The organism is Actinosynnema sp. ALI-1.44 (assembly GCF_001984155.1).
Lineage (GTDB): Bacteria > Actinomycetota > Actinomycetes > Mycobacteriales > Pseudonocardiaceae > Kibdelosporangium.
This window is the reverse complement of the sequence record NZ_MTQO01000019.1, coordinates 15661-41013: the sequence shown is the minus strand read 5'-3', so window position 1 is coordinate 41013 and position 25353 is coordinate 15661. Positions and strand designations below refer to the sequence as shown.

The following is a 25353-nucleotide window of genomic DNA, read 5'->3' as shown; positions in this document are numbered from 1 at the left end:
GACGCCGTACGGCGCAAACTGGTCGACCTCCAGGTGCGTGTGCACAAGCGGGGCACGCGACGACGTCCCCCAAGGTCCACTTCGGAGCGGTCGCGGCCGGTGAGATCGTTCAGAACTCGCACATCTCCCACGAGGCGTCGTGGATCCGGAACCACTACACGACGCCACCTACGCGGCGGCCGCTGAACTCGACATCGCCGGTAAGGCGTTGGAGGACAAGACTCCGCATGGACGGAGCAAAGTGGTCCTGGCTCTCAAGCGGCTGCGTGGTCTCGTCGTGGACGTGACTGAGTTGTCGACGAAGGTCGTGGCTGTGATCGTAGCCGTGCAGGGGCTGTCGTGATCGAACACGCCGACAACGCGAACATCGCCGGGGATGGCGCGACGGTTGGAAACCAGGCCGAGTGGGTGCACAACTCCACTGTGTACTTCGTAAGCCCGGATGCCTCACCGCAAAGGAAGTACGAAGTGGACAGCTTGAAAGACGGAGACCGCGAGCACAGGGCGGCGCTGACGAGGCTGCACGATCTTCCGGCGACGCAGCGTGACAAGATCGTCCGTCACCTTGATCTGGTGCTCACCGGCATGAAGGACACCGTTTGGGCGGACAGCCGTCAAGATGCCGAAGACACCCGCTTGAGCAACGGCAGACGCGACCGCGTATGGGCATACTTCCACCCGGATCCGGTCGGACCACGGGTGCGGGCACCGGCCGCGAAGAGCACGGTCCCGGGAGATCGCCTGAGGGCTCAGGTCTGGTCCACGGCGCAGTCGCCGCCGGTATCGCCTGTGTGAACTCTATCGCGAGGCACGGATCAAGGTCGAGCGCGTGAACTGGTTGATCGGCTACCTCGCCATGGATGTCCGGACAAAGTGGAACAAAGGAACCCTGTTCTCCCACCGGGACCGCTACCGGGCTGACACCAGGACGAAAGCCGTGTGTTCACTTGCGTCGACCGCTTTGGTGGCCGCGTCGCTCGTCGTGGTCATCGCACTGGTTCCGGCACAGCCCGTCCGAGCGTGAGATGGAGGACTGGCTGCGCTGTGACAAGATCATGGTGCTCGACGCCGCACTGCGCCCCTACGGGCTGGTGTGGCGGGAGGTCATCACCCATGCCTTCCTGCAAGCGCCGTCGAAGCCCTACAAACGAGCGTGTGAAGGATGGCCCGTGGCGGTACTCCAAATACGACATCCGGCTGTTGCTGATCACGCAGGACGGTGTCCGGGAGGTCAGCACCCGGCTCGACTTCGAACACGTGGTCTGCAACGGCCAGGAACGCAACAACTACCGGTTCGACGCGCAACATCCGGTCGTGGAGCCGAGTCAGCAGATCGAAGACGGGGAAAGTCTTGTCGCGTTGTCGGAGATCACTCTCGATTCGGCAGGATTCGCCCATATCCTCCATATCCTCGAGGGCATCGCGGCGGAGGGCAAGAGCTGGATCGATCGCGACAGCCTCGGCCGGGGTGGCCGTCCGCCGGGCCCCGAGAGCGCGTTGGCCGATGCGGCCACGTAGCAAGCAGGCGAGCCGGGGCGAAGTCGTGCGCCGCCCCGGCTCGCTGCTTGGACGCGCTCCCACAGTGTGGGCAGACGGCTCGGGGGAGGTTGTTTCCGGCGTGACAACTTTCGGCCGTTGTTTCGCCTGATTGCGCATCGGCGCTGGGAACTGCGGAAACCCCCGTTCCGGGTGCCCGCAAAAAGTGTCTACTTTGGACATATGTTATACCCGTATTCACTGATGCTGCTCCATTGGAGGGAAACGGTCACGTCGGCTTGGAGTAGCCGCTGTCGCCGTGATACAGATCAGCGATCGACAACCGCACGGTTGTAGGAAACCGTCCGTCCGCACCAGAGGATTCGATGGATCAACAGACACTCGCGGTGGCGTTCTGGTTCGCTCTGGCCGCGGTGCTCGTCGCCGTTGTCTTGCTGGTGCGCCAACGCCGGATCACCGCGGATCTGCGCGAACAGGCCACCGGCGCCCAGGCCGTCACCGACGCGTGGGCCGCTGAGGAAGCACACCTCGTCAACGCGCGCATCCCCGCTCTCGCCGAGTCGCTGAGCAACCGCCCGGTCGAGGTGCCGGGGCCGGTGAACCCCCGGTTCGCGCAGTCACACGGCCGCGTGCTCGACCTGTTCGCCGATTCCGTGCAGCAGGCCACCGCGCGGGGCGAGCAGTCCGCCAAGGCCACCCTGAAGTCGATGATGCGCGCGGTGCAGAGCCTCGCCAACGAGCAGCAGGTCGCCATCTCCGCGATGCAGGAGCGGCACGACGATGCCGACGTCCTGCAGGGCCTGCTGCGCATCGACCACATGAACTCCCAGCTCGGCCGCCGCGCGCAGGCCACCGCCGTGCTCTGCGGCTCGTGGCCGGGGCAGCAGCGGTCCGCGTCCTCGCTCACCGACGTGGTCAGGGGCGCGACCTCCCGCATCCGGGACTACCTCCGGGTCAACATCCCGATCGAGGCCGACATCGCGGTGACCAGCCGGGCCGTCGAGCCCGTCGTGCTGGCCGTCGCCGAGCTGCTGGACAACGGCGCACGCCACTCGCAGCCGAACACGGCCGTCGAGGTCAACTTCCAGCAGGCGCACAACGGCATCGCCATCATGGTCGACGACGCCGGTGTCGGGATGACCGCCGAGGAGCTGGGCCGCGCCGCGAGACTGCTCGCGGGGGACGGCGCCAGCGACATCAGCCGCCTCGGTGACCCGCCCCAGGTCGGATTCGCCGTCATCGGTGTGCTCGCGGCCCGGTACGGCTTCCGCGTCTCGGTCGACACGCGTTCGCCGTACGGCGGTGTGCGCGCGGTCGTGTTCCTGCCGACCGAGCTGCTCACCCGGGTCGACAAGCCGTTGCCCACCCCCGCTGCACCTGCCCCCACGCCCGTGCCCGCCGCCCCGGCTCCGGCCGCCGCTCCCGAGGCCGAACAGAAGCGCACGCCGGGCGGGCTGCCCAAGCGCAAGCGCCGGGAACCGGCAGGCGAGCAGGCCGCCGCGCCGTCAGCCCCGCCCGGGTCACCTGGTGCCGCCCGGCCGTCGGAGCAGATCGCGGCCGGTCTCGGCGCGTGGCAACGCGGCACACGCTCCGGACGGACCGCGTCCCCCACCGCTGCTGAAGGGAACCCACAGGCATGACCGATCCGGCGCACAACAAGTTGGGCTGGATGCTCGACAACGCCATGCAGATGCCCGAGACGATGCACGCGATCCTGCTGTCCGCCGACGGCCTGCTGATGGCCCACTCGAGCAGCATCAGCAGGGACGACGCCGAACGGCACGCGGCCGCCATGTCCGGTCTGCAGGCGCTGGCCCGCGGCACCGCCGAGTTCTGCGGGCAGACCGCGGCCGGGTGGCAGCAGACCATCAGCGAGTTCCCCGGCGGGTACGTCTTCCTCGTCGCCGCGGGCACCGGCGCGTACCTCGCGGTGTCCGCGTCCGAGCGGGTCGACATGGAGGCGGTCTCGTTCCGCCTGCAGGAGCTGGTGCAGCGGCTGGGCAAGGAACTCACCAGCCCGCCGCGGCAGGACGCGGGTAGCCCGGTATGACGCCGCACCGCCGGGAGCGGGCCCTGGTCCGGCCGCACGTGGTGACCGGCGGTCGGGCGCACCCCACACGCAACACGTTCGACGTGGTCACCGTCGTGGTGGCCACCCGTGCGTCGTTCTCCGGCCTGACGCCGGAAAAACGCAGGCTGATGGAGCTGTGCCGAGGTGGTCCGCTGTCGGTCGCGGAGATCGCCGCGCACCTGTCGCTGCCGATCAGCGTCACCAAGGTGCTGCTCTCGGACCTGTTCGACAGCGGCCACATCTCCACCCACGCCGCGCTTCCCCGCACCGCCCACCCCGACCTGCAGCTGTTGAAGGACGTGCTCGATGGCCTCCGCGCCCGTCTCTGAGGACATCTACCTGCCGCGAACCGTGCAGACCGCCGTGAAACTGCTCATCGTCGGGCACTTCGCGGTCGGCAAGACCACGTTCGTCGGCACGCTGTCGGAAATCCGCCCGTTGCGCACCGAGGAGACGATGACGCAGGCAGGCGCCCTCGTCGACGATCTCAACGGTGTCAACGGCAAAAGCACGACAACCGTGGCTCTGGACTTCGGCAGGCTGACCCTGAACGATCAGTTGGTGCTGTACCTGTTCGGCGCGCCCGGCCAGCAACGGTTCACCCAGCTGTGGAAGGACCTCGCTGTCGGCGCACTGGGTGCACTGGTACTGGCCGACACGCGAAGACTGGAGCAGTCGTTCGAGGTGATGGGACTGTTGGAGGAGTTCGGCATGCCGTACGCGGTGGCCGTCAACGACTTCGACAACGCCCCGAGCTTCCCGGACACGGAACTGCGCGAAGCGCTCGACCTGCTCCCGGAGACACCGCTGGTCACCTGCGACGCCAGAGACGCGGGTTCGTCCACCCGCGCGGTCATCGCACTGGTCGAGTACCTGCTCACCCGCCCCGTACAGGAGAACGCGTGACTTCCCAGCCTTCCGCCGACCAGGCCCCGCCGAAGGGCTGCCCCGCCCACGGTGACCGGATGCCGCTGTACGGCCCGGAGTTCGCCGCGAACCCCGCCACGACGTACGAGGCGCTTCGCGCGAAAGGCCCGATCGCGCCGGTCGAGCTCGCCCCCGGCGTGCCCGCCAACCTGATCGTCAGCTACGAGGCGGCGTTGGAGGTACTGCGCAACCCCAGCACGTTCCCGCGTGACCCACGCCGGTGGCAAGCCACGATGGCCGCGGACTGCCCCGTGCTGCCGATGATGATGTACCGGCCGAACTGCCTGTTCACCGACGGCCCGGTGCACGCACGCTACCGCAGCGCGGTCACCGACAGCCTGGCCAGGGTGGACCAGAACGCCTTGCGCGAGAACGTCGAACGCACCGCCGAGCGGCTGATCCGCGGCTTCGGCAAGGACGGTCAGGTCGACCTGCTCGCCGAGTACGCGCTGATGGTCCCGCTGCAGATGTTCCAGTTCCTGTACGGCTGCCCGCCCGAACTCGGTGAGCGGATGGTCGCGGGGATGATCGGCATCTTCGACATGATCGAGCCGGAGAAGGCCAACGAGCAGCTGACCCAGAGCATGATCGAGCTGATCACGCTCAAACGGGCCAACCCCGGCCAGGACATGCCGTCGTGGATGATGGCGCACCCGGCCAACCTCACCGACGAGGAGCTCATCCACCAGCTCGTCCTGCTGATGGGCGCGGGCACCGAGCCGGAGAAGAACCTGATCGCCAACGGCGTCCGGCTGCTGCTGTCCGACGAGCGGTTCGCCGGTGACCTGTCGGGTGGCAGCATGCCCGTCGAGGAAGCGCTCGACGAGGTGCTGTGGACCGACCCGCCGATGGCCAACTACTCGGCCAGCTATCCCTTGCAGGACATGGACTTCGCCGGCGTTCGGCTACCAGCCGACACGCCGCTCGTGCTGAGCTTCGCCGCGGCCAACACCGACCCGGCGCTCGCCACCGGCCACCGTTCCGGCAACCGGGCACACCTCGCCTGGAGCGCCGGGGTGCACACCTGTCCCGCGCAGCAGCACGCCAGGCTGATCGCATCGGTCGCCATCGAGAAGCTGCTGGACACCTTGCCCGACATGCGATTGACCGTCCCGGTCGACCAGCTCACCTGGCGCCCTGGGCCTTTCCACCGTGCGCTGACCGCGCTCCCCGTTCGTTTCACCCCGGTTGCCGTGCCCGTCCCGCTCGACGAGTCACCTGGAGAAAGCCGATGGAACGTTCCGCAGAGCCAGTCACGATCGACCCAACCGGACAGGACATCCACACCGAGGGAGCCAAGCTCGCCCAGCTCGGGCAGGCGACGCTGGTTGAGCTCCCTGGCTCGGTGGTGGCGTGGTCGGTAACCAGCCAGGACGCTCTGCGCAAGCTGCTCAGCGACCAGCGGGTGTCCAAGGACCCCCGCCAGCACTGGCCGAGGTTCGTCAACGGCGAGATCGACGAGCAGTGGCCGCTGCTGATCTGGGTCGCCGTGCAGAACATGTTCACCGCGTACGGCAGTGACCACCGCAGGCTGCGTTCGTTGGTGTCGAAGGCGTTCACGCCGCGTCGCACCACGGCGATGCGGCCGCAGATCGAGCAGATCACCACGGAACTGCTCGACGACCTCGCCACCCGTCCGCAACCGGTGGACCTGCGTGAGGGATTCGCCTACCCGGTCCCGATCGAGGTGATCTGCCGGTTGTTCGGTGTTCCGGCCGACGCGCGGCCCGGCCTGCGCAAGGTGGTCGACGGTGTCTTCGACACCACCCTGACCGCCGAGGAAGCCGTTGCCAACCAACACGAGCTGTACCGGATCATGCACGAGCTGGTGGCGTTGAAGCGGGCCGAGCCGGGCGACGACCTCACCAGCGGGTTGATCGCCGTCCGCGAGGACGACGGGTCGAGCCTGGCGGAGAACGAACTCGTCGACACCCTGATCCTGGTGATCTCGGCGGGCCACGAGACGACGGTGAACCTGCTCGACCACGCGATCACCGCGCTGCTCACGCATCCGCGCCAGCTGGAGATGGTCCGATCGGGCGAGGTGCCGTGGAGCGAGGTGATCGAGGAGACGCTGCGCTGGCAGGCCCCGGTCGCGAACCTCCCACTGCGGTACGCCGTGGCGGACATCGACCTCGGGGATGTGGTGATCCGCCAGGGCGACGCCATTCTCGCGTCGTACGCGGCGGCGGGCCGGGACAAGTCCGTCTACGGCGACACAGCGGACGTCTATGACGTCACGCGGGAGGAGAAGGCGCATCTCGCGTTCGGGCACGGCGTCCACTACTGCCTGGGTGCGCCGCTCGCCCGGCTGGAGGCCGAAGTGGCTCTGTCCGCGCTGTTCACGCGGTTCCCGGACATCGAACTGGCCGTGGACCCGTCGGAGCTGCGGTCGACCGAGTCGTTCATCTCCAACGGACACCTCACCCTGCCGGTGAAGCTCTTCTGAGCTGACACGGCTTTCGTGGGGGCTGCGCCGGCAGTCCCCACGAAAGTCAGGTCATGGCGGACCTGGCTCGGTCGACGAGACCGGGGCCTCGTTGCAGGAGGTCGTGTGGCGAGAACCGGTCCAAAGCCGCAGGGTGGGGGAGAGACGGGGCACGGCCGCGGGACTGGTGCACGGCTTTGCCGAGCTCGCGCAGCCGGTCGGGGGAGCAGGAGGACCGGAGCTTGCCGACGACGGCCGGGCCGGTCTCGTGCACGTGCTGCCGGACAGTGCGGAGGAACGCACCCAGCAGGCTTTCGAATCCGGGCTGTTGCGGTCCCGCGTCCGCCAGTCGCCGCATGACGTCGTCGACCTCGTCGTGGTCGACGTCGGGCCGGAACGGGTCCTCGGCGACGAGGTGCTGGACGAACCGCGCGATCAGGTGGTCGGCTAACTCCTTGCGGTGCTCCGGACTGCCGGTGTCCATTTCCAGTTCCGTGCAGACGCGGTCCAGGTCGGAGTGATCGTCCGCGAGGATCTCGGCGATGTCGTTCGGTGTAGTGGTCACCTCTACTACCTACCCACCTGTGGTCCGACCAATCTTGTGATCTGTTCCATCAGGACACGGCAAGGCCAGTTCTAGTCCACTGTGGACCGGCCCCCGAAGGGCGGGCGTTACTCGGCGGCGAAGTCCCAGCGGGTGGCGCCGTGGGGTTCCGCCGACGCCACACCGAAGGCGGTGCGGAGCGTCAGGCGGTAGAGGTGCCATGGCGGCGGACCCGCGCTGGGTGCGCTGAACGGGGCGGTGAACGTGTCGCCTTCCACCGTGACGGGCCAGCCGCCCGTGCGGTAGACGGCGGCAACCCGCTCCAGGGTGTCGGCGTCGGAAACCCGGTGGGCGTCGCCTTCCAGCACCAGATCGATGCCGGTGAGGCGCACGGACACGCTGCACGCCGGATTCGCGGCCAGGTTGCGGGACCTGCGTGTGTTCGGCCCGCCTTTGAAGTACAGCGCGTCGTCCACCCACACGGCGCCGACGCCCGCGGAGTGCGGTCGCCCGTCCGGTCGCACGGTGGCCACGAAGAACGTCAGGTCCGCCGTGGGGGTGGCAGTGGTCAGTGCGTCGCGGGGGCGGCTCCACGGCAGCTCGGCGGACCCGTAGCGGTCGAGGTTACGTGTCGAGGTGGGCTCTTTCGTGGTGTCAGTCATACCCCTGCGTCGAACGGGTCGCGGCCATATCGACATCCGGTTCGAGAAGATGCGGATGCCGTACCGGCTGGGCCTGACGCGTCGCGATCGTCTGCGAGGCCTGCTTCTCGATGTGTTCGAAGATGTCTGAGTCTGTTTCGCGTTGCCACTCGGGCATGTCGGCCCAGTCCGCGACGTACGCGGGCTTGGGGTCGGGGATGTGCTTGTAGATCTGGGCGATCCAGCAGGTGGCGACGAAGCGGCCCTTTTGCTCGCGGGTGAGTCGGGCAGTGTTGCCGTCGCTGATCTCGGTGAAGGCCCGGACCTGCTCGTAGACAGCCGCGGCACTGGCCTGTTCCCATTCGGGGGTGTCGTCCCACGGCGTGATGTAGCTGGCCTTGGGCTCGCCGGGGTAGTGCTTGGTGACGCCTGCGATCCATGCTTCGCGGAACACGCGTCCTGGTTCGACCTGCAACGGTTCTCCCTCGTGGTCAGACGACGGCCAACTCGGTGATGTCGGAATGCAGTTTGTGTACCGCTCGATGGGTGAGCATCGGTGCCAGTTTGGGGCGCAGGGTCAGGAGCTTGCGAGTGATGACGCCTGAGCCTGTCTCCCGAGCAAGGTTCAGAACGGTTGTGGCGTAGGCGAGGACCTTGTCCGGATCACGGCGGTGTACGCCGGAGATGGCGAGGTCGGTCAACACCGCGGCCCGTCGACGTGTGGTCAACGGGTGACTGAGAGCGCCGATGAGGGCATCCTCGGCCCAGTCGTGGCGACCGAGAGTGACGTAACAGCTTCCTCGTTCTTCGGCGAGTCGAGTGCCGTCAAAGCGCAACCAGCCTCCGTCATGCATCGGTCCCTTCAGCTGACGTACTTCTTCGGCCTTGTCAAGGGCTCGCTGACAGGCTGTCTGCTCACCCTGACCCGCGAATGCCTGGGCCTGCACGACAGAAACCCAGTGCCGGGTGGAAAGGCTTTGATCACCTCGGCTGGCGACTGCCGCGGCGGCGTCGAGCAGGGGAGTGGCATGTGCGAACTGACGGTCGTAAATGGCGACAAATGAGTGTCGGACCATGGCGCAGGCCCACAAGTCGTAGGCGTTGGCAGCTTTGCTGGCGTCAGCGGCGAGCGTATAGCAGTACGCGGCGGCGGTGTAGTCGTTTCCGTCGAAGAGGATCTCGCCGAACAGCTGAAGCAGGTCTCCGGTGAGGGCGAGCAACCGCTTCCTGGTGGCATCGCCTCGCGAATGCTTGAGGCCGGCACACAAGACTTCGAACTGGTCACGCACCAGCGGCATCGTGGCGCTCTTCGAAGGTGCCCGCAAGAACGCGCCCCAGAGGTGCCGGTTCAGTTCGGCGTACTCGTCCAAGGTTGTGGGGTCGACCCGAGCGGGGTGGTCAGCGGCGTAGGACAGGCGGTCGGTGTCGATCATGGGCATGGCCACAAGGGCACCGGTCGTGCTGAACAGGCGAAGCAGTTCGCGGCGTCTCATCTCGTCGCTCTCCAGACGGTCCTGGTCACGCACCCTGGCGGGGCCAAGGTCGACCTCTACAGTCTCGCTGCCGGAGAGCAGGTAGTCGAGACGTTCGGTCGAGATGGTGAGCGTGCTGGCCAGTTGCGGCCTCAACCATGGCTGTGGCTTGGTCTCTCCGGCTTCCCACCGTTGCACCGTGGTTCGTTCGACCCCTAACGCATTGGCCAAGGTCTCTTGAGTCAGCCCACGCATTGCTCGGTACTGGGCCAAGCCCCTTCTCTTGACCGCCATGCGAAGCTCCCTGCCAGAGTTGCCGGTTTCACTACCCGCTGGCCAAGCCGATCGATGCGGCATCGATGCGGCCCGACTGCGGCATTTCCGCGGTGGTTCTCCGGGCGTCGCGTCCAGTTGTATGAGGAGGGCGGCGTCACTGACCACGGTATCAAAACTGCTGTCGAGATCTGCGCAGGATCGGAGCGACATAGATGAGGTTGGGGCATCGGTTCGTCGGAAACGACTTGACCTTGATGGGGCAGACGGAATTCCGGACCGGCCGAGTGAAGATCAGGAAATCCTCTGGCAACTCACGTAAACCGCCTTCGACCCTGTGGCACAGGACAGGGGACGAACACCAGCGGTCGGCCCGGGTACCGGCAGTCGACGGCGAGACAGTCAGGTGACCCGGTGGAGACGGCGGCGATGGTGTGGTGGGGGATCAATCCGGAACGTGGCGAGTACTACGCCGGGCGGGTGCATGTGGTGTCGCGGGAGTATCCGTGGACCGCCTTGTGCGGGCTTCCTGTCGAGCAAGTATGGGAGCAGCGGCCGCTCGATTCACACCGTTTGTGCCCGGAGTGCTGTCTCCTCGCGGTTGCCTGGTTGTTCCCCGCTGCCGATCAGCAGCGGCCTGTGCTTGACCTTGCCGACAGGACTCAACCCACCTCAACGCAACCGCCGACGACAGATTCGGAACGCGACATCAGGCCCATAACCGAGTATCCAGCGCTTCCGTTGAAGGAGCCCGTATGAGCGGCGGTCTGGGTTGAACTACTACGGCCGCAAGCTCGCGCGGGTGTTGAAGAAGATGCGAGCAGAACGGGCTGACCCAGGACCAGGCGGGCGAACGGATCTTCCTGGATCCCAAGAAGATCGGTCGGTTTGAACGCCGTCAGGCTGGAGGACTACGCCAGCCGCAAGGTCGAATACCAACTCAGCGGTCAAGCGGGTGGCGTTTCTGAAGCGGCAGCAGGAGTGCGCCTGACCATCCACGGCTGATCTGCGTGACGGGTCGGCGGAGCGGCATGCGGATGTCAGGAATAGACCTCGTATGTGTCGGTGGTCCATGCTCTGGCCTGGTCGCTGATGGTGACGCCGAGACCGGGTCGCGTCGAGAGGCGCATACGGCCGTTGACGATGTTCAAATGTTCGTCGAACAGCGGGTTGAGCCATTCGAAGTGTTCCACCCACGGTTCGTGGGGATAGGCCGCCGCGAGGTGGACGTGGATCTCCATCGCGAAATGCGGCGCCAGTCGCAGGTTGTTCGCGTCGGCCATGGCCATGATCTTGAGGAACTGGGTGATCCCGCCGACACGGGGCGCGTCCGGTTGTACGACGTCGGCGCCGCGGGCACGGACGAGTTCGGTGTGTTCGGCGGCGCTGGTCAGCATTTCGCCGGTCGCGATCGGGGTGTCGAAGGTCGACGTGAGCACCGCGTGGCCGTCGAAGTCGTACGCGTCGAGTGGTTCTTCGATCCAGCCGAGGCCGAGTGGTTCGAGTGCCCGGCACATGCGTCGTGCGGTGGGGCGGTCCCATTGCTGGTTCGCGTCGACCATCAGCGCGATGTGGTCGCCGATGGCGTCCCGGACGGCGGAGACACGCTTCAGATCCGTCGCGTTGTCCGGGTGGCCGACTTTGATCTTGATTCCGCCGATGCCGTCGGCGATCGACTGCTCCGCGCGGTGCAGGACAGTCTCAATGGGCTCGTGCAGGAACCCGCCGGAGGTGTTGTAGCAGCGCACGGAGTCGCGGTGGGCGCCGAGCAGTTTGGCCAGCGGCAGTCCCGCTCGTTTGGCCTTGAGGTCCCACAACGCCACGTCGAACGCGGCGATGGCCTGCACCGACAGGCCACTGCGGCCGACGGAGGCACCCGCCCACACCGCCTTGTCCCAGATCTTCGCTATGTCGTTGGGATCCTCGCCCAGCAGCACCGGGGCGATCTCGCGGGCGTGCGCGAACTGGCCGGGGCCACCGGCCCGTTTGGAGTAGCTGAAACCGACGCCGTCCAGCCCGTTCTCGCTGGAGATCTCCGCGAACAGCATGGCGATCTCGGTCATCGGCCGCTGCCGTCCGGTGAGGACTTTGGCGTCGGAGACGGCCGCGGGCAGCGGCAGCGTGACCGAGGAGACCTGGACGCGGGAAATGCGGTCGAGACTCGTCATATGTCGCCGTCCTTGTCTGGGAGGGAACCAAGCAACGTGATCGCGCGTCGTAGAGCAGGGTTGAAGGGCTCACGCCGCCAGACCGCGTGCAGCACGGCGGGTGCGTCGGCGACACCGGCCAGGGTGCGGAAAAGCACGCCGTCGGGGTGCAGGTGTGTGGCGGCTTCGGGAACCAGGGCGAGGCCGCGCCCGGCCGCGACCAGCGCCAGCATGGTGTGCACCTGTGTCAGGCGGTGTGCGGAGACGTACGGGACTCCGGCGAGGACGCGTGACACCAGGTTGGCGAAGTAACCGGCCTGGTCGGACGTGTACACCAGGAGTGTTTCCTGGCCGAGGGCGTCCACGGCGACCGCTGTCGTCTCGTCGGCCAGCCGGTGGTGGCGTGGGATCGCGAGGACAAGGGGCTCGCTGTGCACGAGCCGGGAATCGAATTCGTCCTCGTCGAACGGTGGCCGGGCCAGAGCGAGGTCCAGGGTGGCGTTGCGGAGGCTCTCGAGCTGGTCCGAGGTGATCATCTCGTTGAGGATCAGCCGGACCTCGGGGAGTTCCCGTTCGAGGTGGTTGAGGAAGCGGCCGAGGAAACCGAGTCCGGACGCCGCGGTGAACCCGATGCGGACCGTGCCCGTGTGGCCTTGGGCGACCCGCCGGGCGGTGTCCGGCGCGGCCGCGGCGAGCGCGAGCAGCCGTCGTGCCTCGGCCAGGAACGCGGTGCCTGCCGGTGTGAGCTCCACCTTGCGCTGCGTCCGGTCGAACAGCACCACGCCGACCTCCCGTTCGAGCCGCTGGATCTGCCTGCTCAGCGGCGGCTGTGTCATCCGCAGCCGCTGCGCCGCCCGGTGGAAGTTGCCTTCCTCGGCGACGGCGACGAACCCACGCACCTGCTCCAAGCTCAGCATGGGACTGTGATACCCGTCCAACACTGTTTCAGCATCATTTGATGCTGAACGGATATCACCTCCCGCGCCGAGGTGTCCGGCACGGAACGAGGCCTGCTCTGATTCGCCGGAACCGCGGGCCGGGTTCGTCCGACCATTGGGGAGTACGTCGTCTGACAAGAGGGGACGCCTGCGCGGTGGGTGACGGTTCACGGGTGCGACTGTCCGCGGTCGGCTGCAGACACGGCCGCCGGACCGTGGTCGACGACGTGCACCTCGACATCGAGCCCGGCCAGCGGGTGGCGCTGACCGGCACGAACGGATCCGGCAAGACGACACTGCTGCGGGCGGTGATCGGCCTGCACCAGGCGGCCACCGGTGTCATCGAGGTTGGCGGTCACCGAGCGGCGACCGCTGCGGACTGGGCGCGCCGCCGCAAGGACACGGCGTGGATCCCGCAACGGCAGGCCGCGGGCAGGTTCCCCTTGCTCGCGGAGGAGTTGCTGGAGAGCAGCGGCGCACCGGTGGAGGCGAACGACGCCGCGACACAACTCGGCGTGGGGAAGTTGCGGGCGCGGCCGTTGGACACGTTGTCCGGTGGACAGCTGCAACGGATGTACCTGGCTCGGGCGATGGGTTGCATCGCGGCGGGGGCCGGCTTGCTGCTCGCCGACGAACCGACGGCGGCACTGGATTTCGACGGCCAAGCGGACGCGGCACGGCTGCTGACGTCGTTGCCGGTGACTGTGCTGGTCGTGACGCACGACCGGGTTGTGGTGGACGCGTGTGAGCGGGTGCTGGAGATGGCGGCGGGCCGGTTGCGGGAGGTCACGTGACGAGCTGGACCGAGTTCTGGCAGCTGCTGGAACTGCCCGCTGTGCAGTGGGCCGGGCTTGCCCTTGTGCTCGGTGCGGTGGGGTTGCCGATCGTCGGTGTGATCATCATCGGGCTGGACATCATGCCGGTGCGGTTCGCGATGATGCACGTCGCCCTGCTGGGGATCGCGATCGGCCTGCTCGTCGGGATCGACCCGTTGCTGTGTGCCATCGTCGCGTGCGGTCTGTCCGGGGCGGCGCTGACTCCGCTCGCGCGGACTCCGTCCGGCCTGTCCGGGGCGATGGGGCTGTTGATGAGCCTCGCCATCGCGGCCGCGTTGCTGGTTCTGTCGATTTCCGGGGTGAACGCGGCCGGTGCGTTCGAGTTGCTGTGGGGTTCCATCCTCGCCACTCGGCCGGGGGACGTGCTGCTGCTCGGCGTTCTCGCGGTCGTCATTCCCGGGCTGTTCTTCCTGCGACGCAAGCAGATGGCGCTGCTGCTGCACGATCGTGAGCTGGCGGCGTGCTCCGGGGTACGGGTCGAGCGGCTGACGCTGATCCTGCTGGTGCTCGTGGCGGTGGCGGTGGCAGGCGCGATCCGGTTGACCGGGGCGCTGCTGGTCGACGCGTTGACACTGCTGCCCGCGCTGGCCGCCCGGCGGCTCGCGCATTCGCTGCGGGCCATGGTGGGCTGGGCCGTCGGCATCGGGGTCACGGTCAACCTCGCCGGGTTCGCGCTCGCGCTGATGTTCGACCTGCCCCCGGGACCAGTGTTGGTCCTGGTCGCCGGGGTGGTCGCGATCGCCGCGCACGTCGTCCCGCGTCACGCGGTGGCTTGATCCCGCAGGACGTCCTTGGCGACCTTCCCCGCCGGGTTGAGCGGCAGGGCGTCGAGCAGCAGCAGGCGTTCTGGGTGTTTGAACCGGTCAAGCCCGTGCGCGCCGAGGAACGACGTGAGGTCTTCCAACGTCAGCGTGCCGGAGGCGACGACACACGCGCACAACCGTTCGCCCATCAACGGGTCTGGGACGCCGATACACGCGACGTCACGGACAAGGGGGTGTGCGGCGACTGCTTGGTCGACCTCGGCCGGGCTGATGTTCGCGCCGCCCCGGATCACGACGTCCTTGCGGCGACCGACGACGGTCAGGTAACCGTCCTCGTCGAACACGCCGAGATCCCCGGTCCGCACCCAGCCGTCCGGTGTCCGGTACCGGGCGTTGAGATCGTCGTCGCCCACGTAACGCATCGGGCTCATCGGGCCGCGGGCGATGATCTCACCGACCGTCCCGGTCGGCTGTGGACGCAGGTGGTCGTCGACGACCACGATCTCGGCGACGGCCGGGTTCGGTCGTCCCGCCGACGTGACCCGGGACGGCGGGTCGTCCAAAGCGGTGTGGCAGTTCACGCCGTCAGCCGAGCCGTACACGTTCACCACGGCACAGTCGAACGCCGCCCGGCACGCGTCGGCCGTGGGCGCGTCGAGTTGCGCGCCACCCGGAGCCACTACGCGCAGACTGCTCAGATCCGTCGCCGGGCGGTCCGGGTGGTCGATCATCATCCGGAACATGGTCGGCACCCCGATCAGGTGCGTCGGCCTGGCCCGGGAGACCAGCCGGAGCGTGGCCCCGGCGTCGAACCTGGCCTGGAGCACCAGCGTGCCGCCGTGCCGGGCGAGCGTGACCGTGGACCCGTTGCTGCCGAAGGAGGACGCCAACGGCAGCAGGAACAGCGCGCGCAGGTCACCGCCCGGCGGGATGAGCCGCTGGACGAACGCGCCCCGGCCGCACGCCAAAGCGTTGTGGGAGTACAGCACGAGCTTCGGTTCGGACTCCGAGCCCGAGGACACCAGCATCCGGGCGGGACCGTCGGGATCCACAGGGACAGCACGGAAGGAGTCCCCGAGAACGGGCGCCGACGAGACGACCACGTGCCGCAGACCGGGAATCTCCCTGCGCAGAGTCTGGGTCTGCACGGCGTGCGCGGGGTCGACGATCGCCACGACCGCGCCGGACCGGCCCAGCAACGAGCGGGCCTCCTTGACCCCACGGCCGATCGGGTACGGCAGCACGATCCCGCCGATCGCCGCGACGGCCAGGTCGGCGATGCAGGTGTGCCTGCCGTTGGGCAACTGGGTCGCGACCGTGTCGCCCGCCCTGACTCCGAGCCCGGCCAGGCCTGCCGCCCATCGGCGGACCTGCGAGTCGAGTTGGGCGTAGGTCAGTTCGCCCTCGTCGTCGATGATGGCCGTACGGTCCGGCGCGGCTCGCACGTGCGCTGAGAACAGCTGGTAGATGCCCTGCCCGGCGTAATGTCCTTGCGCTGCCCAGCGTGTACGTAACTCGGCGGGGACGAGATCACCGGAAGCGACGACGGTCACGCGAAACTCCAAGGGGTCTGCACGGCCGGGCAGCCGTGGTCGTCTGGCCGGATCGCGGCGGCGAACCGTGGGTCGTGGGGCAGGGTGGCGAGATCCTCGGACACCGGCGCCGAATGCGCGCCGCGCCGGGCGAGTTCAGCGACGGCATCCGCAGTGGACAGATCACGCACGGCGGTGGCGTGCTCGTCGCCTTCTGCGGTGCACCATCCGTCGGCTGTCCGCAGTGGACGCCGGAAACCACTCGGCCGCCGGGCACAGCCGGTGCTGACGAAGTCCGCGAGGAGCAGGTCCGACGCGGCGATCAGGGACGACTCCACCTGACATCCCTGGCCGGTGTGTTCCCGGCGCAGCAACGCGCCGACGACCGCGTGTGCGCCGAGCAGGCCACCCATCACGTCCACCAAAGCCATCAGCGAAGGCGCGGGCGGCTGGTCCGCCGGGCGGATCGCCTCGCCGAGCCCGGTCCGCGCCTGGACCATGAAATCCGTCCCCAAGGGCGGGTCCTCGATCCGACCGGCGTACCCGGACGTGTAGGCGTAGACCAGGCCGGGCCGGACGGCGGACAGGTCGTCCGGGCCGAGGCCGAACTGCTCGGCCTTGCCGGGTGCCCAGTTGTGCAGGAACACGTCCGCGCCCGCGACCAGGTCCCGCAGTTCGTCGCGCCCGGCCGGGTCCTTGATGTCGACCTGGGCCGCCTGCTTGTGGCGGTTGAGCGCCAGCCACCGCGCGGACGTCTCCCCGTACATCGGTGGCATGCCCCGCAACGGGTCGCCGCCCGGCGGCTCGATCCGGATCACGTCAGCGCCGAGCAGGCTGAGCAGGTGCGCCGCCAATGGCGCCTGGACGCGGCGCCCGGCCTCCAGCACCACCATCCCGTTCAACGGCAACGTTTCCTTGTCGAGCAAGGTAGAGGTGTACTGTCCCGGAAGGGGAAGGACGGTCCAGGGGTCAGGGATCCCGTCGACAAGTTCGACAGCGCGTTGCCGCAACGGGGTGAGCGGGCAGATGCTGACGCCGGTCCGGTGGGCGGCCGATTCGAGCACGGCGTAGGGCAGCGCCGAGGTGTGCGCGTGCAGGTCGGCGGGAAGTGCGGCGGTAGCCGTCGCGTAGCGGAACTGGAAGGGGCGCCAAGCCGATCCGGCGAGTCGCGCAGGCGCGCCCAACGCTTCCCAGAAACGACGCCACACGTCCGGATCCAGGGTGTCCACTTCGAACCACACGCCGTCCCGGCTGGCGAACGGCGGCCCACCGGGCGTGAGCGGCACGACTTCGCCGTCGCCCGCGCTCGCGGCGGCCATGTACTGCGACACTGTCAGCAATGTGGACTGGGCGACGCTCGTGCGCACCAACTCCGTCGACGCACCTCGCGCCCGAGCGACCAGCGCGGCGAGCACCCCGGTGCCGGACAGGACACGGGCCGCTGTCGTGGCGTAGTCGATGCCCATTCCGGACGGTTCACCCCGGCTACGGCCGTGCACGTGCATGACCCCGCACACGGCCTGTGCGGTGACCTCGTCGACCACTTGGTCACCCGTGAGCGGACCAGCCCAGTCGATCTCCGCCGTCACCTCCGATACCGGGGCGAAGCCGGGTAACAAGGGGCCGATCGCGGCGCGGACGTCAGACGTCATACCCCACAAGTCGGTCGGTGGCGTCGTATGGTTCCCGGCATGTCAGTCGAAGACGTCGCCGCGTTCCTCCGTCAGCACGTCATCCCTGTGGAGGCCGAACTGGACACCGGCAGCAGCACGGCGATGCGTGACCTGCGGGACAAGGCACGCGCGGAAGGCCTGTGGGCGTTGCCGTTGCCCGCGGACCTCGGGGGCGGCGGGCTCTCGCTGCGCGACTACTTCGGCCTCGCGGAGGCGGAAGGCAGCAGCGATCACGGTCCGGCGGCACTGGGATCCGCGTCACTGCTGGACGTGCGCATGATCTCCACGCACGGAAGCCGAACTGTGCGTGAACACTACTTGCGACCGTTGGTAGCCGGTGAGATCAGCGGGAGTTACGCGATGACCGAACCGGGAGTCGCCGGGTCCGCGCCGACGCTGACCCGGACAACCGCTCAGCGGACGACTGGCGGATGGGCTGTCACGGGACGGAAGTGGTTCACCAGCGGGGCGTCGGCCGCGGCCTACGTGACGGTGCTCACCCGCACCGCGCCGGACGAGCTGTCACTGCTGATGGTGCCGACGAGCCAACCGGGTTTCCGTGTCGTGCGGGAACTTCCGGTGCTCGGCGCGGGCGGGCAGTTCGAGATCGAGTTCACCGCGGCCCACGTCCCGGACGATCACCTGCTCGGCGTGCCGGGGGATGGGCTGGTGATCGCCGCGACCCGGCTGGCGCTGGGCAGGACGTTGCGGTGTATGCGATGGGTCGGCCAGGCGCAGCGGGCTTTCGACCTGATGTGCCGTCGCGCCAACGACCGGCACGTGCACACCGGACCACTCGCCGGGCAGCAGTTGGTGCAGCGGCTGGTCTTCGACTCGCTGCTGGTGATCCGGTCGGCCAGGGCGCTCGTCGCTCAGGCCGCGGACCTCGTCGCGCGCGGCGAGGACGCCAAAACCGAGATCGGACTGGCGAAAGTCGCGGCGGCCGGTGCGTTGCAGCAGGTCGCGGACGCCGCCATCCAGGTGTACGGCGCCGAAGGGCTGACCGCCGACACGCCGTTGCCGATGCTGGCCAGGCTCGGCCGTGCCGCGCGGATCCTCGACGGCCCCGACGAACTACACGTCAGCGCAACGGCCCGTCGGGTCCTCAAGCAGTTCCAGGCCGAGGGCGAGGAAGAACGTGCCCCAGATCAGTTCGTGGCTGACCGCGACACCGCCCGGTAGGTCGTAGCAGCCGTCCAGCAACCGGCCGTCGACCGTGTGCTTGTCGGTCAGCCGGCGCAGGATCCGGACGGGCTCGGTGGTGTAACCGAGTTTCAGCAACGCCACCGCGGCGATCGCGGCCGCCGAGGTGTCCACAGTGTCCATAGTGTCCGCTCTGCCGGTGATCGCGGGCGGTGCGCCGGTGCCGTGACGGTCCAACCACCGCTGGGCCAGCGCGTGGGCGGGCTCGGTGAACTCGTCGCCGAGCCAACGGCAGGCGTCCGCCGTGGCCAGCAGCAACCATGCTTCTCCTCTCGTCCAACCTTGTGGTGGTTCGTCGAGTTCTCGCCAGCGGCCCTCGTGGCGTTCCCAGGCAGGGTGGTCTGCCAGTGCGAGATGAGTGCGCAGGTGTGCTGCGGCGATGTCGGGATACCCGGCCCACGCCAGCAGCGGCACTGTTCCGGCGACGCCGTCGACACGGGCACGCGTCCCGGAGTCACCGAACGCTGATCCCCACGGCACGAGTCCGGCCTCGTCGTCGAACCGGGACGCCATGGCCGTGGCCGCCGGTCGTGCCATGCCACCGTCGCCGAGCCGGGTGCCGTACCAGAAGATCATGCCCTGGGTCGCCGTGTCGGCCGTGAGCCACGGCTCCAGCCGGGATGTCCACGACAGTGCGGTTTCCGGGTCGGCGCGCAGCCACAGCAGACCGGTCCAGAACCCCGCCGCCCACGAGCCGCGCCTCGTCGTGCGCCACTTACCGGCCGCGTCGGCGTACAACGGGAACCGGTCGCCCGCAGCGTCCAAGATGGCCTTGACACCGTTATCGATCACGGCGTCGCCACAGCCACACGACGAACCCGGCCGCCGTGAACTCGACGGCCACAAGCACCCACCCGAGCGGGTAGCCGCCGAACTCGGCCGCGACACCGAACAGCGGCGGACCGATGGTGAACCCGCCGAAGAACCCGGCCGACACCAGCGCCGAGTTGCGCCCGGTCTGGTGCGGTGTGGACAATCCCATCACCGCGAGCATCGACACGGCGTTGGCCGCGACGGCGAACGCGCCGATGCCGAGCACCCCGGCCCACGCCAGGCCCCAGCCCAGGAACTGCGCCGCCAACAGCGCACCCGCGGCCACAGTGGCACCGATGGACAGCGGTCCGAGGATCGCCGCGGGCGGCCGGTCCGGCGAGACCAGCCGGGACCAGCCGATCCGTCCGATGATCCCGGTGACGCCCAACGCCGCGACGAGCGCCGCGGCTGGTTGTGCGGCCAGTTCGAGTTCTTCGGTCGCGTACAGCGCCGAATACGTGTTCACCGAGGAGATCCCGGCGCCGAGCAACACCGAGAACCCGAGCAGCCACCAGATCGCCGGTTCCGCCGAGAGCGTGACCCGCAACGCGGGGCGGCTGGCCGGTTCGGGATCGGCGGGCAGCAGTGCGCTGGCCACGGTCGCCAACGCGGCCAAACCGGCCGCGACACCGACCGCGAGCCGCCAGTCGACCCACTCGGCCAGCCCGGCCAACGGCAGACCGGCCGCGAACGCGCCCAACTGGACACCCGACTGCTTGACACCGATCACCAGACCGCGTTTCGGTTGGGGAACCGACCTGCCGATGATCTTGTTCGTCGACGGGTTGGCCAGTGCCTGCGGAATCCCACCGAGAGCGACCGTGAACACGAGCACCGCGTAGTGCGGGGCCAAAGCGAACAACGCCAACGCCACCGTGCTGACCGCGAACAGCGCCGTGGCCGAGCGGCGCGCGCCGACCGCGTCCACCACAGGCCCGATCACCAGCGACAACACCGCCGCGACACCGAATCCGGCCGTCACGAGGACACCGAGCAACGGCCGGGCGATGCCGAACTCGGCGACCAGCGCCGGAGCCAGCGCGCCGAGCAGGAACAACGGCAGCATGGAGAACGCCATCGCCGCGGTGAGCAACGTGGTCGTCACCCCGGTGCGCCCGGTGGCCGTGGCCCTCGATGTGGTCAAGGCACTCCTCTCGTCGTCCACTAGTCGGCCGGGTGGTGCTCCGAGTTCCGGGGAAGTTGCCGCCAATTCGCGCTGTGGGAACCAGAAGCGCCGCGGGTGCGACTCGTGGTGATGTGACGACAACCCAGGCGTTGCCCGTGAACCGGGCATTTCGTGACCTCGTTCCGGCTTCCTTACGCCGGTCCTGGGCGGCGGACGGCCGTTACCAGGACCTCGACCTGTATACGTTGTTCGAACGCCACGCCCGGCGATGTCCGGACCGCGCGGCCGTGGTCGACGCCGACGGCGAGATCGGCTACGCCCAGTTCGACGTGCTGGTCCGGCGGCTGGCCGCCGGACTGACCGCATTGGACGTGTGCGCCGGGGATGTCGTCGCCGTCCAACTGCCCAACAGCAGGCTCAGCTGTGCGCTGGACTTCGCGATCGCCGCCGTGGGCGGGATCGTCCTGCCGTTCCCGATCGGACGCGGTGAACGGGACATCGCCAGCCTGCTGGGCCGGTCACGGGCCGTGGTGGCCGTCACCGCCAGTTCGTACGGCGATTTCCCCTGTGGTCAGCGAACTTTCGACTTGGTCGGTGCGTTGCCCGACCTGCGTTCGGTGATCACGGTCGGTGGCGCGACCCCGCCGGGATGCGTGCCGATGTCGCTGCTGCTGGCCGCCGACCACAGCGATTTCACGCCCGTGCGGCCGGATCCGGACAGCGCCGCCCGGATCCTGGTCTCCTCGGGCTCCGAGGCCGAGCCGAAGATGGTCGTGTACTCCCACAACGCGCTCGCCGGGGGACGCGGCCGGTTCATCCAGGCGATCAGCGGCGGTGAAGACTACCGGGCCTTGTTCCTGATGCCGCTGGGAACGGCGTTCGGCAGCAACGCGACGCCCGCGACCATGGCCGCGAACGGCGGGACGATGCTGGTGCAGCCGCGGTTCGACGTGACGTCCACGCTGACCATGATCGAACGGGCCCGCCCGACGCACGTGTTCGGCGTGCCGACGATGTTCCGCAAGATCATCGACAGCCCGGACCTGGCGGCCACCGACCTGTCCAGCGTCCGCGCGGTCGTGCTCGGTGGTTCGGCGCTCGACCCGGAAACCGCGCGGCACGTCAGCACGAAGCTGACCGCGACGGTGATCAACGTGTACGGATCGGCCGACGGCGTCAACTGCCACACCACGTTCACCGACCCGCCGGCCAAGGTCGGCACCGCGGGCCGTCCCAACCCGGTCGTCTGTGAGATCAGGGTCGTCGACGACGCGTTGGACCCCGTGCCCGACGGGCACACCGGCGAGGTCATCGCGCGCGGCCCGATGAGCCCGATGAGCTACCTGGCCGCGCCGGAACTGGACGCCCGCTACCGGCTGGACGGCGGGTGGGTGCGCCTCGGCGACGTCGGCCGGATCGACGCGGACGGTTACCTCACCGTGGTCGGCAGGCGCAAGGACGTGATCATCCGCGGTGGGATGAACATCAGCCCGGCCGAGGTGGAAGCGCTGCTGCTGACCCACGAGGACGTCGACGACGTCGCCTGCGTGGCGATCCCGGACCCGGTGTTCGGCGACCGGATGTGCGCGTGCGTCGCCACCGGCACCGAACTGTCCCTTGTGGAACTGACCGATCACCTGACCGGGCAGGGCCTCGAACCGCGCAGACTGCCGGAACGGCTGCTGCTGCTCCCGGCCCTGCCGCTGGGTGCCGCGGGCAAGGTCGACCGCAAGGCACTGACCGAGTTGGCTGTCAGGCTCGCAGCGCCTTGATGATCTCGTCGGCGTTCGTGCGGTACACACCGAGCAGGTCGAAGTCCGCACCGGGGTAGTTGATGATGCTGACCTGCTTGGTGGCCGTGCCAGGCATGACCTGCCCGGTCGACATGTGCTTGTTGTCCAGCACGAGCTCCGGCTTCTTCGCGGTCAGCTCCGCCAGCTGGCCGGGCGTGACCGGCTGCGGGCCGTACGTCCCCAGGACTTCGGCGCCCGCGAGCTTCGCCGTGTAGGCGACGAAGACTTGTGCGACGACCTTCGGCGGTTTGCCGTCCGCCCACGCCTTCTTGACCTTGCCTTCCAGCGCCGAGATCTCCTCGTCGTAGGACTTGAGCCACTGGTCCGCCTCGGGCGCCGTGCCGATCTTCTCGGCGATCTTGCGGACCTCGGCGCGGACGACGTCGGGGGAGTTGTCCAGCATGACCTGGTGGAGCTTGGCCGGGCTGCCGGTGGCGTCCTTGATCTTGCCCGCGAAGCCCTCGAACTCGGCGAACAGCACCAGATCGGCCGACGCCACCTTGCTCAGGTCGGACGGCTTCGGGTCGTAGTCCGCGCCGTGCGCGACCGACGGCGGCACGATCACCGAGATGTCCTTGGCACCGGCGGCCTTGGCGAACGCCGCCTCCCACGTCGACGCGGCGACCACCTTCTTCGCCGGTGTGCCGGTCGACGCCGGGCCACCGGGTTCCGGCCCGGTCTTCGCGTCCGCGCCACACGCCGTGGCGAGAGTGAGCAGGCCGACCAGCGCGGCGGCACGCAATCCGATGACGGCCATCAGCCGAATCTCCCTCGAGGTATGGGGTCAACAGCTCACGGGTCGGATTCCGCGCGCGGAAAGTTCCCGCTGGTTCGCCGCGACAGTGTTAGGTTGATGTGTGGAGCGCGGTGCGGTGGAAACGAGGTCTGCTGTGGACAGGATCATGCGGGACACTTCTGTGCTGGATTTCTCTGTGGCCGACCGCTGACGTGGTGCACGCCGATCCGATGGTGGTGACGCCGTTCCTGCGCTGGTGGTTCACCGCCCTGTTCGTTCTGCCCGGCTTGTTCTTCCTCGTCCGGTGCCTGGTGCGGCGGGTGACGGCGGTGCGGATCAGCGACGGGCTGCACGTGCTGATGTGCGCCGGGATGATCGTGATGATGTGGCCCGCCGCAGGTGCGGTTCCCGTCGCCGCGCAGCTCGCGGTGTTCGGCTTGGGCACGCTCTGGTTCGCCGGACTGGTGGTCGTCGGTTACGACGACTGCGAATGGCCCCGCAGCTGGGGCGCGCACGCGCACCACGCGATCATGATGGCCGGGATGGTGTGGATGGTCGCGATCATGAGCATGCAAGACCACGTCGTGCCGGGATTGCAGGCGGGGATCGCGGCCGTCCTGGCGGTGTTGCTGCTGTTCGGTGCCGGTGCGGTGGCGGTGCGCGCCTCACGGGCGGCGTCGGGTGTCCCGTTGCCGGTCGCCGCCGATGTGCTGATGAGCGTCGGTATGGCGGGAACGACTCTGGTGCTGATCACCTGAGCCAGCCGGGAACCGACCGCAATCCAGGCATCTGGTGCCTTCACGGCACATCAGGGGTGTTTCGGACCGGCCAGGGGGACGGCGAACCGGTCGCCGCTCTTGACCATCGCCAGCAGGGGTTTGCTCATCACCGACAGCAGCATGGCCGCGCCGGGGCGGCCGTTGCGCCGGGCGATGTCCGGTCCGAACGCCGCCATCATCCCGACCAGTCCGGGCAGCGGGCGGACGAACAGGGTGATCTCGCTGATCTTGGCCTGGTCGTCGAAGCGGAGCAGGGCCGTCTCCTCCAGTTCCACGCCGCGCAGGCGGGCCGTGTGGACCACGAGCCGCGTTCGCTCGTCGCCGACATCGGTGTGGCACCGGACATCCTCGATGTGGCTGTAGGCGACTTCGATGAGCGGGCGCAACTCGGCGTGCCCGGTGAAGCGGACCCTTTTGGTCAGCGGGGAATGCAGCACGGCGTCGTCGGCGAGGGTGCTCATCGCCAGGTCCACGTCTGCTGTCTCCATGGCTCGGCGATACCGCTCCGTGGTGGCCTCGGCCGTTGTTGAAACGGTCATTTCTGATCCTTCCTTTCCCCAGTGAGTTCGCGCAGGCCCCGCCACAGCAGGTCGGCGGTCAGCGCGACGACGTGTTCGCGCGGGACGTCCCGATTGCGCCACCACCACGTGGCGATGGCGTTGAGCGCGCTCTTCGCGGCCTCGGCGAGCACTTCGTCGGCGCGGTCCCGGTCGAGCTCGACCGACAGGTCGAGCCGGGGCACCAACCGGAACAGGCTCGCGAGTTGCGCGGTCGCGCGTGCCTGGCCGAGGTGGTACGCGCGGGCGACGGCTTCGTCGCCCGGCGGCTCGCCGAAGATCATTCGCCAGGCGGCTTCGTTCCGTTCGATCCACGAGTAGATCGCGCGAACCCGGTCGAGCAGGAGCTCGTACGTGCCCACCCGCTCGGCCGGTGCCGTCCAGTCGTCGATCAGGGAGTCGACCAGTTGCCGCATCAAAGTGGCGTACAGGTCGGCCTTGGAGGCGAAGTGGTCGTAGAGCACCGGTGTGCTGATTCCGGCCTCGACGGCGACCTCCCGCATCCCGGCGGCGGCGTAGCCGGTGCGGGCGAACACCTCCGCCGCCACGGCGAGGATTTGTTCGCGCCGCTGCGCCTTGCTCATCCGTTTACCTGACATCGGT

Annotated in this window: 28 protein-coding genes; 15 read left to right on the top strand and 13 right to left on the bottom strand. The window is 68.5% G+C overall.

The features are described 5' to 3' along the window. Window positions 1-139 precede the first annotated feature (139 nt). From ALI144C_RS00915 to ALI144C_RS00875, 10 genes are all read left to right on the top strand, one after another. Window positions 140-343, top strand: a complete 204-nt coding sequence (locus tag ALI144C_RS00915; protein ID WP_076985055.1) for a hypothetical protein — start codon at window positions 140-142, stop codon at window positions 341-343. After that, on the top strand, window positions 340-795 hold the full coding sequence (locus ALI144C_RS56540) for a hypothetical protein (RefSeq protein WP_076985054.1): 456 nt from the start codon (window positions 340-342) through the stop codon (window positions 793-795). Before ALI144C_RS00915 ends, ALI144C_RS56540 begins: the two co-directional genes overlap by 4 nt. 34 nt (window positions 796-829) lie before the next feature. Continuing rightward, complete coding sequence (locus ALI144C_RS56535) at window positions 830-1024, top strand: hypothetical protein (protein WP_076985053.1); 195 nt, start codon at window positions 830-832, stop codon at window positions 1022-1024. A gap of 131 nt (window positions 1025-1155) precedes the next feature. Beyond that, window positions 1156-1518: a hypothetical protein gene (locus ALI144C_RS56530; RefSeq protein ID WP_076985052.1), complete on the top strand. Its 363-nt coding sequence runs from the start codon at window positions 1156-1158 to the stop codon at window positions 1516-1518. Between the two features lie 344 nt (window positions 1519-1862). After that, window positions 1863-3137, top strand: coding sequence for an ATP-binding protein (locus ALI144C_RS00895; protein ID WP_076985051.1), 1275 nt, complete (start codon window positions 1863-1865; stop codon window positions 3135-3137). After that, window positions 3134-3547, top strand: a complete 414-nt coding sequence (locus ALI144C_RS00890; RefSeq protein ID WP_076985050.1) for a roadblock/LC7 domain-containing protein — start codon at window positions 3134-3136, stop codon at window positions 3545-3547. The genes ALI144C_RS00895 and ALI144C_RS00890 overlap by 4 nt, the downstream gene beginning before the upstream one ends. Continuing rightward, window positions 3544-3897 carry a DUF742 domain-containing protein gene (locus tag ALI144C_RS00885; protein WP_076985049.1) on the top strand — a complete coding sequence of 118 codons (354 nt, stop codon included), beginning with the start codon at window positions 3544-3546 and terminating at the stop codon, window positions 3895-3897. The genes ALI144C_RS00890 and ALI144C_RS00885 overlap by 4 nt, the downstream gene beginning before the upstream one ends. Then, window positions 3875-4474 carry a GTP-binding protein gene (locus ALI144C_RS00880; protein WP_076985048.1) on the top strand — a complete coding sequence of 200 codons (600 nt, stop codon included), beginning with the start codon at window positions 3875-3877 and terminating at the stop codon, window positions 4472-4474. Before ALI144C_RS00885 ends, ALI144C_RS00880 begins: the two co-directional genes overlap by 23 nt. After that, the gene (locus ALI144C_RS57115; protein ID WP_237773891.1) at window positions 4471-5859 is read left to right on the top strand and encodes a cytochrome P450; all 1389 of its coding nucleotides are present in this window, start codon (window positions 4471-4473) and stop codon (window positions 5857-5859) included. Before ALI144C_RS00880 ends, ALI144C_RS57115 begins: the two co-directional genes overlap by 4 nt. Then, window positions 5841-6944 carry a cytochrome P450 family protein gene (locus ALI144C_RS00875; RefSeq protein ID WP_237773890.1) on the top strand — a complete coding sequence of 368 codons (1104 nt, stop codon included), beginning with the start codon at window positions 5841-5843 and terminating at the stop codon, window positions 6942-6944. The genes ALI144C_RS57115 and ALI144C_RS00875 overlap by 19 nt, the downstream gene beginning before the upstream one ends. 46 nt (window positions 6945-6990) lie before the next feature. Here the strand turns inward: ALI144C_RS00875 and ALI144C_RS00870 are convergent, their stop codons facing one another. From ALI144C_RS00870 to ALI144C_RS00840, 6 genes are all read right to left on the bottom strand, one after another. Continuing rightward, window positions 6991-7488 (bottom strand): hypothetical protein, encoded by a 498-nt coding sequence (locus tag ALI144C_RS00870; protein ID WP_076985046.1) that lies wholly within the window; start codon window positions 7486-7488, stop codon window positions 6991-6993. A 107-nt stretch (window positions 7489-7595) separates the two neighbouring features. Continuing rightward, complete coding sequence (locus tag ALI144C_RS00865) at window positions 7596-8129, bottom strand: pyridoxamine 5'-phosphate oxidase family protein (RefSeq protein WP_076985045.1); 534 nt, start codon at window positions 8127-8129, stop codon at window positions 7596-7598. Then, complete coding sequence (locus ALI144C_RS00860; RefSeq protein ID WP_237773889.1) at window positions 8122-8583, bottom strand: hypothetical protein; 462 nt, start codon at window positions 8581-8583, stop codon at window positions 8122-8124. Before ALI144C_RS00860 ends, ALI144C_RS00865 begins: the two co-directional genes overlap by 8 nt. Before the next feature lie 16 nt (window positions 8584-8599). Continuing rightward, window positions 8600-9874 (bottom strand): helix-turn-helix transcriptional regulator, encoded by a 1275-nt coding sequence (locus ALI144C_RS00855; RefSeq protein ID WP_076985044.1) that lies wholly within the window; start codon window positions 9872-9874, stop codon window positions 8600-8602. A 1019-nt stretch (window positions 9875-10893) separates the two neighbouring features. Next, window positions 10894-12021, bottom strand: a complete 1128-nt coding sequence (locus tag ALI144C_RS00845; protein ID WP_076985042.1) for an L-talarate/galactarate dehydratase — start codon at window positions 12019-12021, stop codon at window positions 10894-10896. Beyond that, window positions 12018-12917 carry a LysR family transcriptional regulator gene (locus ALI144C_RS00840; protein WP_076985041.1) on the bottom strand — a complete coding sequence of 300 codons (900 nt, stop codon included), beginning with the start codon at window positions 12915-12917 and terminating at the stop codon, window positions 12018-12020. The genes ALI144C_RS00845 and ALI144C_RS00840 overlap by 4 nt, the downstream gene beginning before the upstream one ends. A 194-nt stretch (window positions 12918-13111) precedes the next feature. Here ALI144C_RS00840 and ALI144C_RS00835 point away from each other — a divergent pair, with 194 nt between their 5' ends. Next, entirely contained in the window at window positions 13112-13732 is a 621-nt protein-coding gene (locus ALI144C_RS00835) for an ATP-binding cassette domain-containing protein (protein ID WP_076985067.1), read from the top strand. Then, window positions 13729-14550, top strand: coding sequence for a metal ABC transporter permease (locus ALI144C_RS00830; protein ID WP_076985040.1), 822 nt, complete (start codon window positions 13729-13731; stop codon window positions 14548-14550). The genes ALI144C_RS00835 and ALI144C_RS00830 overlap by 4 nt, the downstream gene beginning before the upstream one ends. On the opposite strand, the gene ALI144C_RS00825 is transcribed toward ALI144C_RS00830, so the two are convergent. Together ALI144C_RS00825 and ALI144C_RS00820 are read right to left on the bottom strand one after the other, a co-directional pair. Then, window positions 14535-16091: a class I adenylate-forming enzyme family protein gene (locus ALI144C_RS00825; RefSeq protein WP_076985039.1), complete on the bottom strand. Its 1557-nt coding sequence runs from the start codon at window positions 16089-16091 to the stop codon at window positions 14535-14537. The two genes, ALI144C_RS00830 and ALI144C_RS00825, sit on opposite strands and share 16 nt — an antisense overlap. Next, on the bottom strand, window positions 16088-17722 hold the full coding sequence (locus ALI144C_RS00820) for a CoA transferase (protein ID WP_076985038.1): 1635 nt from the start codon (window positions 17720-17722) through the stop codon (window positions 16088-16090). Before ALI144C_RS00820 ends, ALI144C_RS00825 begins: the two co-directional genes overlap by 4 nt. 39 nt (window positions 17723-17761) lie before the next feature. Here ALI144C_RS00820 and ALI144C_RS00815 point away from each other — a divergent pair, with 39 nt between their 5' ends. Further along, window positions 17762-18925: an acyl-CoA dehydrogenase family protein gene (locus tag ALI144C_RS00815; RefSeq protein ID WP_076985037.1), complete on the top strand. Its 1164-nt coding sequence runs from the start codon at window positions 17762-17764 to the stop codon at window positions 18923-18925. Here the strand turns inward: ALI144C_RS00815 and ALI144C_RS00810 are convergent. After that, a complete protein-coding gene (locus ALI144C_RS00810) occupies window positions 18818-19738 on the bottom strand; it encodes a hypothetical protein (protein ID WP_076985036.1) in 921 nt (306 codons plus the stop codon). The genes ALI144C_RS00815 and ALI144C_RS00810 overlap by 108 nt on opposite strands. Next, window positions 19728-20903, bottom strand: a complete 1176-nt coding sequence (locus ALI144C_RS00805; RefSeq protein WP_202818810.1) for an MFS transporter — start codon at window positions 20901-20903, stop codon at window positions 19728-19730. The genes ALI144C_RS00810 and ALI144C_RS00805 overlap by 11 nt, the downstream gene beginning before the upstream one ends. Window positions 20904-21016: 113 nt before the next feature. On the opposite strand from ALI144C_RS00805, the gene ALI144C_RS00800 reads away from it, so the two are divergent. Further along, window positions 21017-22657 carry a class I adenylate-forming enzyme family protein gene (locus tag ALI144C_RS00800; protein WP_237773888.1) on the top strand — a complete coding sequence of 547 codons (1641 nt, stop codon included), beginning with the start codon at window positions 21017-21019 and terminating at the stop codon, window positions 22655-22657. On the opposite strand, the gene ALI144C_RS00795 is transcribed toward ALI144C_RS00800, so the two are convergent. Beyond that, on the bottom strand, window positions 22638-23435 hold the full coding sequence (locus ALI144C_RS00795; protein ID WP_076985034.1) for a metal ABC transporter solute-binding protein, Zn/Mn family: 798 nt from the start codon (window positions 23433-23435) through the stop codon (window positions 22638-22640). The genes ALI144C_RS00800 and ALI144C_RS00795 overlap by 20 nt on opposite strands. Before the next feature lie 194 nt (window positions 23436-23629). Here ALI144C_RS00795 and ALI144C_RS00790 point away from each other — a divergent pair, with 194 nt between their 5' ends. Next, window positions 23630-24172: a DUF5134 domain-containing protein gene (locus ALI144C_RS00790; protein WP_143230306.1), complete on the top strand. Its 543-nt coding sequence runs from the start codon at window positions 23630-23632 to the stop codon at window positions 24170-24172. Between the two features lie 50 nt (window positions 24173-24222). On the opposite strand, the gene ALI144C_RS00785 is transcribed toward ALI144C_RS00790, so the two are convergent. Both ALI144C_RS00785 and ALI144C_RS00780 read right to left on the bottom strand, forming a co-directional pair. Further along, on the bottom strand, window positions 24223-24732 hold the full coding sequence (locus tag ALI144C_RS00785; RefSeq protein WP_076985032.1) for a nuclear transport factor 2 family protein: 510 nt from the start codon (window positions 24730-24732) through the stop codon (window positions 24223-24225). Then, window positions 24729-25334 carry a TetR/AcrR family transcriptional regulator gene (locus ALI144C_RS00780; RefSeq protein WP_076985031.1) on the bottom strand — a complete coding sequence of 202 codons (606 nt, stop codon included), beginning with the start codon at window positions 25332-25334 and terminating at the stop codon, window positions 24729-24731. The genes ALI144C_RS00785 and ALI144C_RS00780 overlap by 4 nt, the downstream gene beginning before the upstream one ends. Window positions 25335-25353: the final 19 nt, after the last annotated feature.

Excerpts from the sequence above, each read along its gene's own strand:
- ALI144C_RS00780 (WP_076985031.1), bottom strand. The coding sequence starts at position 25,334 with ATGAGCAAGGCGCAGCGGCGCGAACAAATCCTCGCCGTGGCGGCGGAG.
- ALI144C_RS00785 (WP_076985032.1), bottom strand. The coding sequence starts at position 24,732 with ATGACCGTTTCAACAACGGCCGAGGCCACCACGGAGCGGTATCGCCGA.
- ALI144C_RS00880 (WP_076985048.1), top strand. The coding sequence starts at position 3,875 with ATGGCCTCCGCGCCCGTCTCTGAGGACATCTACCTGCCGCGAACCGTG.
- ALI144C_RS00840 (WP_076985041.1), bottom strand. The coding sequence starts at position 12,917 with ATGCTGAGCTTGGAGCAGGTGCGTGGGTTCGTCGCCGTCGCCGAGGAA.
- ALI144C_RS00895 (WP_076985051.1), top strand. The coding sequence starts at position 1,863 with ATGGATCAACAGACACTCGCGGTGGCGTTCTGGTTCGCTCTGGCCGCG.
- ALI144C_RS00865 (WP_076985045.1), bottom strand. The coding sequence starts at position 8,129 with ATGACTGACACCACGAAAGAGCCCACCTCGACACGTAACCTCGACCGC.
- ALI144C_RS00890 (WP_076985050.1), top strand. The coding sequence starts at position 3,134 with ATGACCGATCCGGCGCACAACAAGTTGGGCTGGATGCTCGACAACGCC.
- ALI144C_RS00855 (WP_076985044.1), bottom strand. The coding sequence starts at position 9,874 with ATGGCGGTCAAGAGAAGGGGCTTGGCCCAGTACCGAGCAATGCGTGGG.
- ALI144C_RS00820 (WP_076985038.1), bottom strand. The coding sequence starts at position 17,722 with ATGACGTCTGACGTCCGCGCCGCGATCGGCCCCTTGTTACCCGGCTTC.
- ALI144C_RS00885 (WP_076985049.1), top strand. The coding sequence starts at position 3,544 with ATGACGCCGCACCGCCGGGAGCGGGCCCTGGTCCGGCCGCACGTGGTG.
- ALI144C_RS00815 (WP_076985037.1), top strand. The coding sequence starts at position 17,762 with ATGTCAGTCGAAGACGTCGCCGCGTTCCTCCGTCAGCACGTCATCCCT.
- ALI144C_RS00795 (WP_076985034.1), bottom strand. The coding sequence starts at position 23,435 with ATGGCCGTCATCGGATTGCGTGCCGCCGCGCTGGTCGGCCTGCTCACT.
- ALI144C_RS00845 (WP_076985042.1), bottom strand. The coding sequence starts at position 12,021 with ATGACGAGTCTCGACCGCATTTCCCGCGTCCAGGTCTCCTCGGTCACG.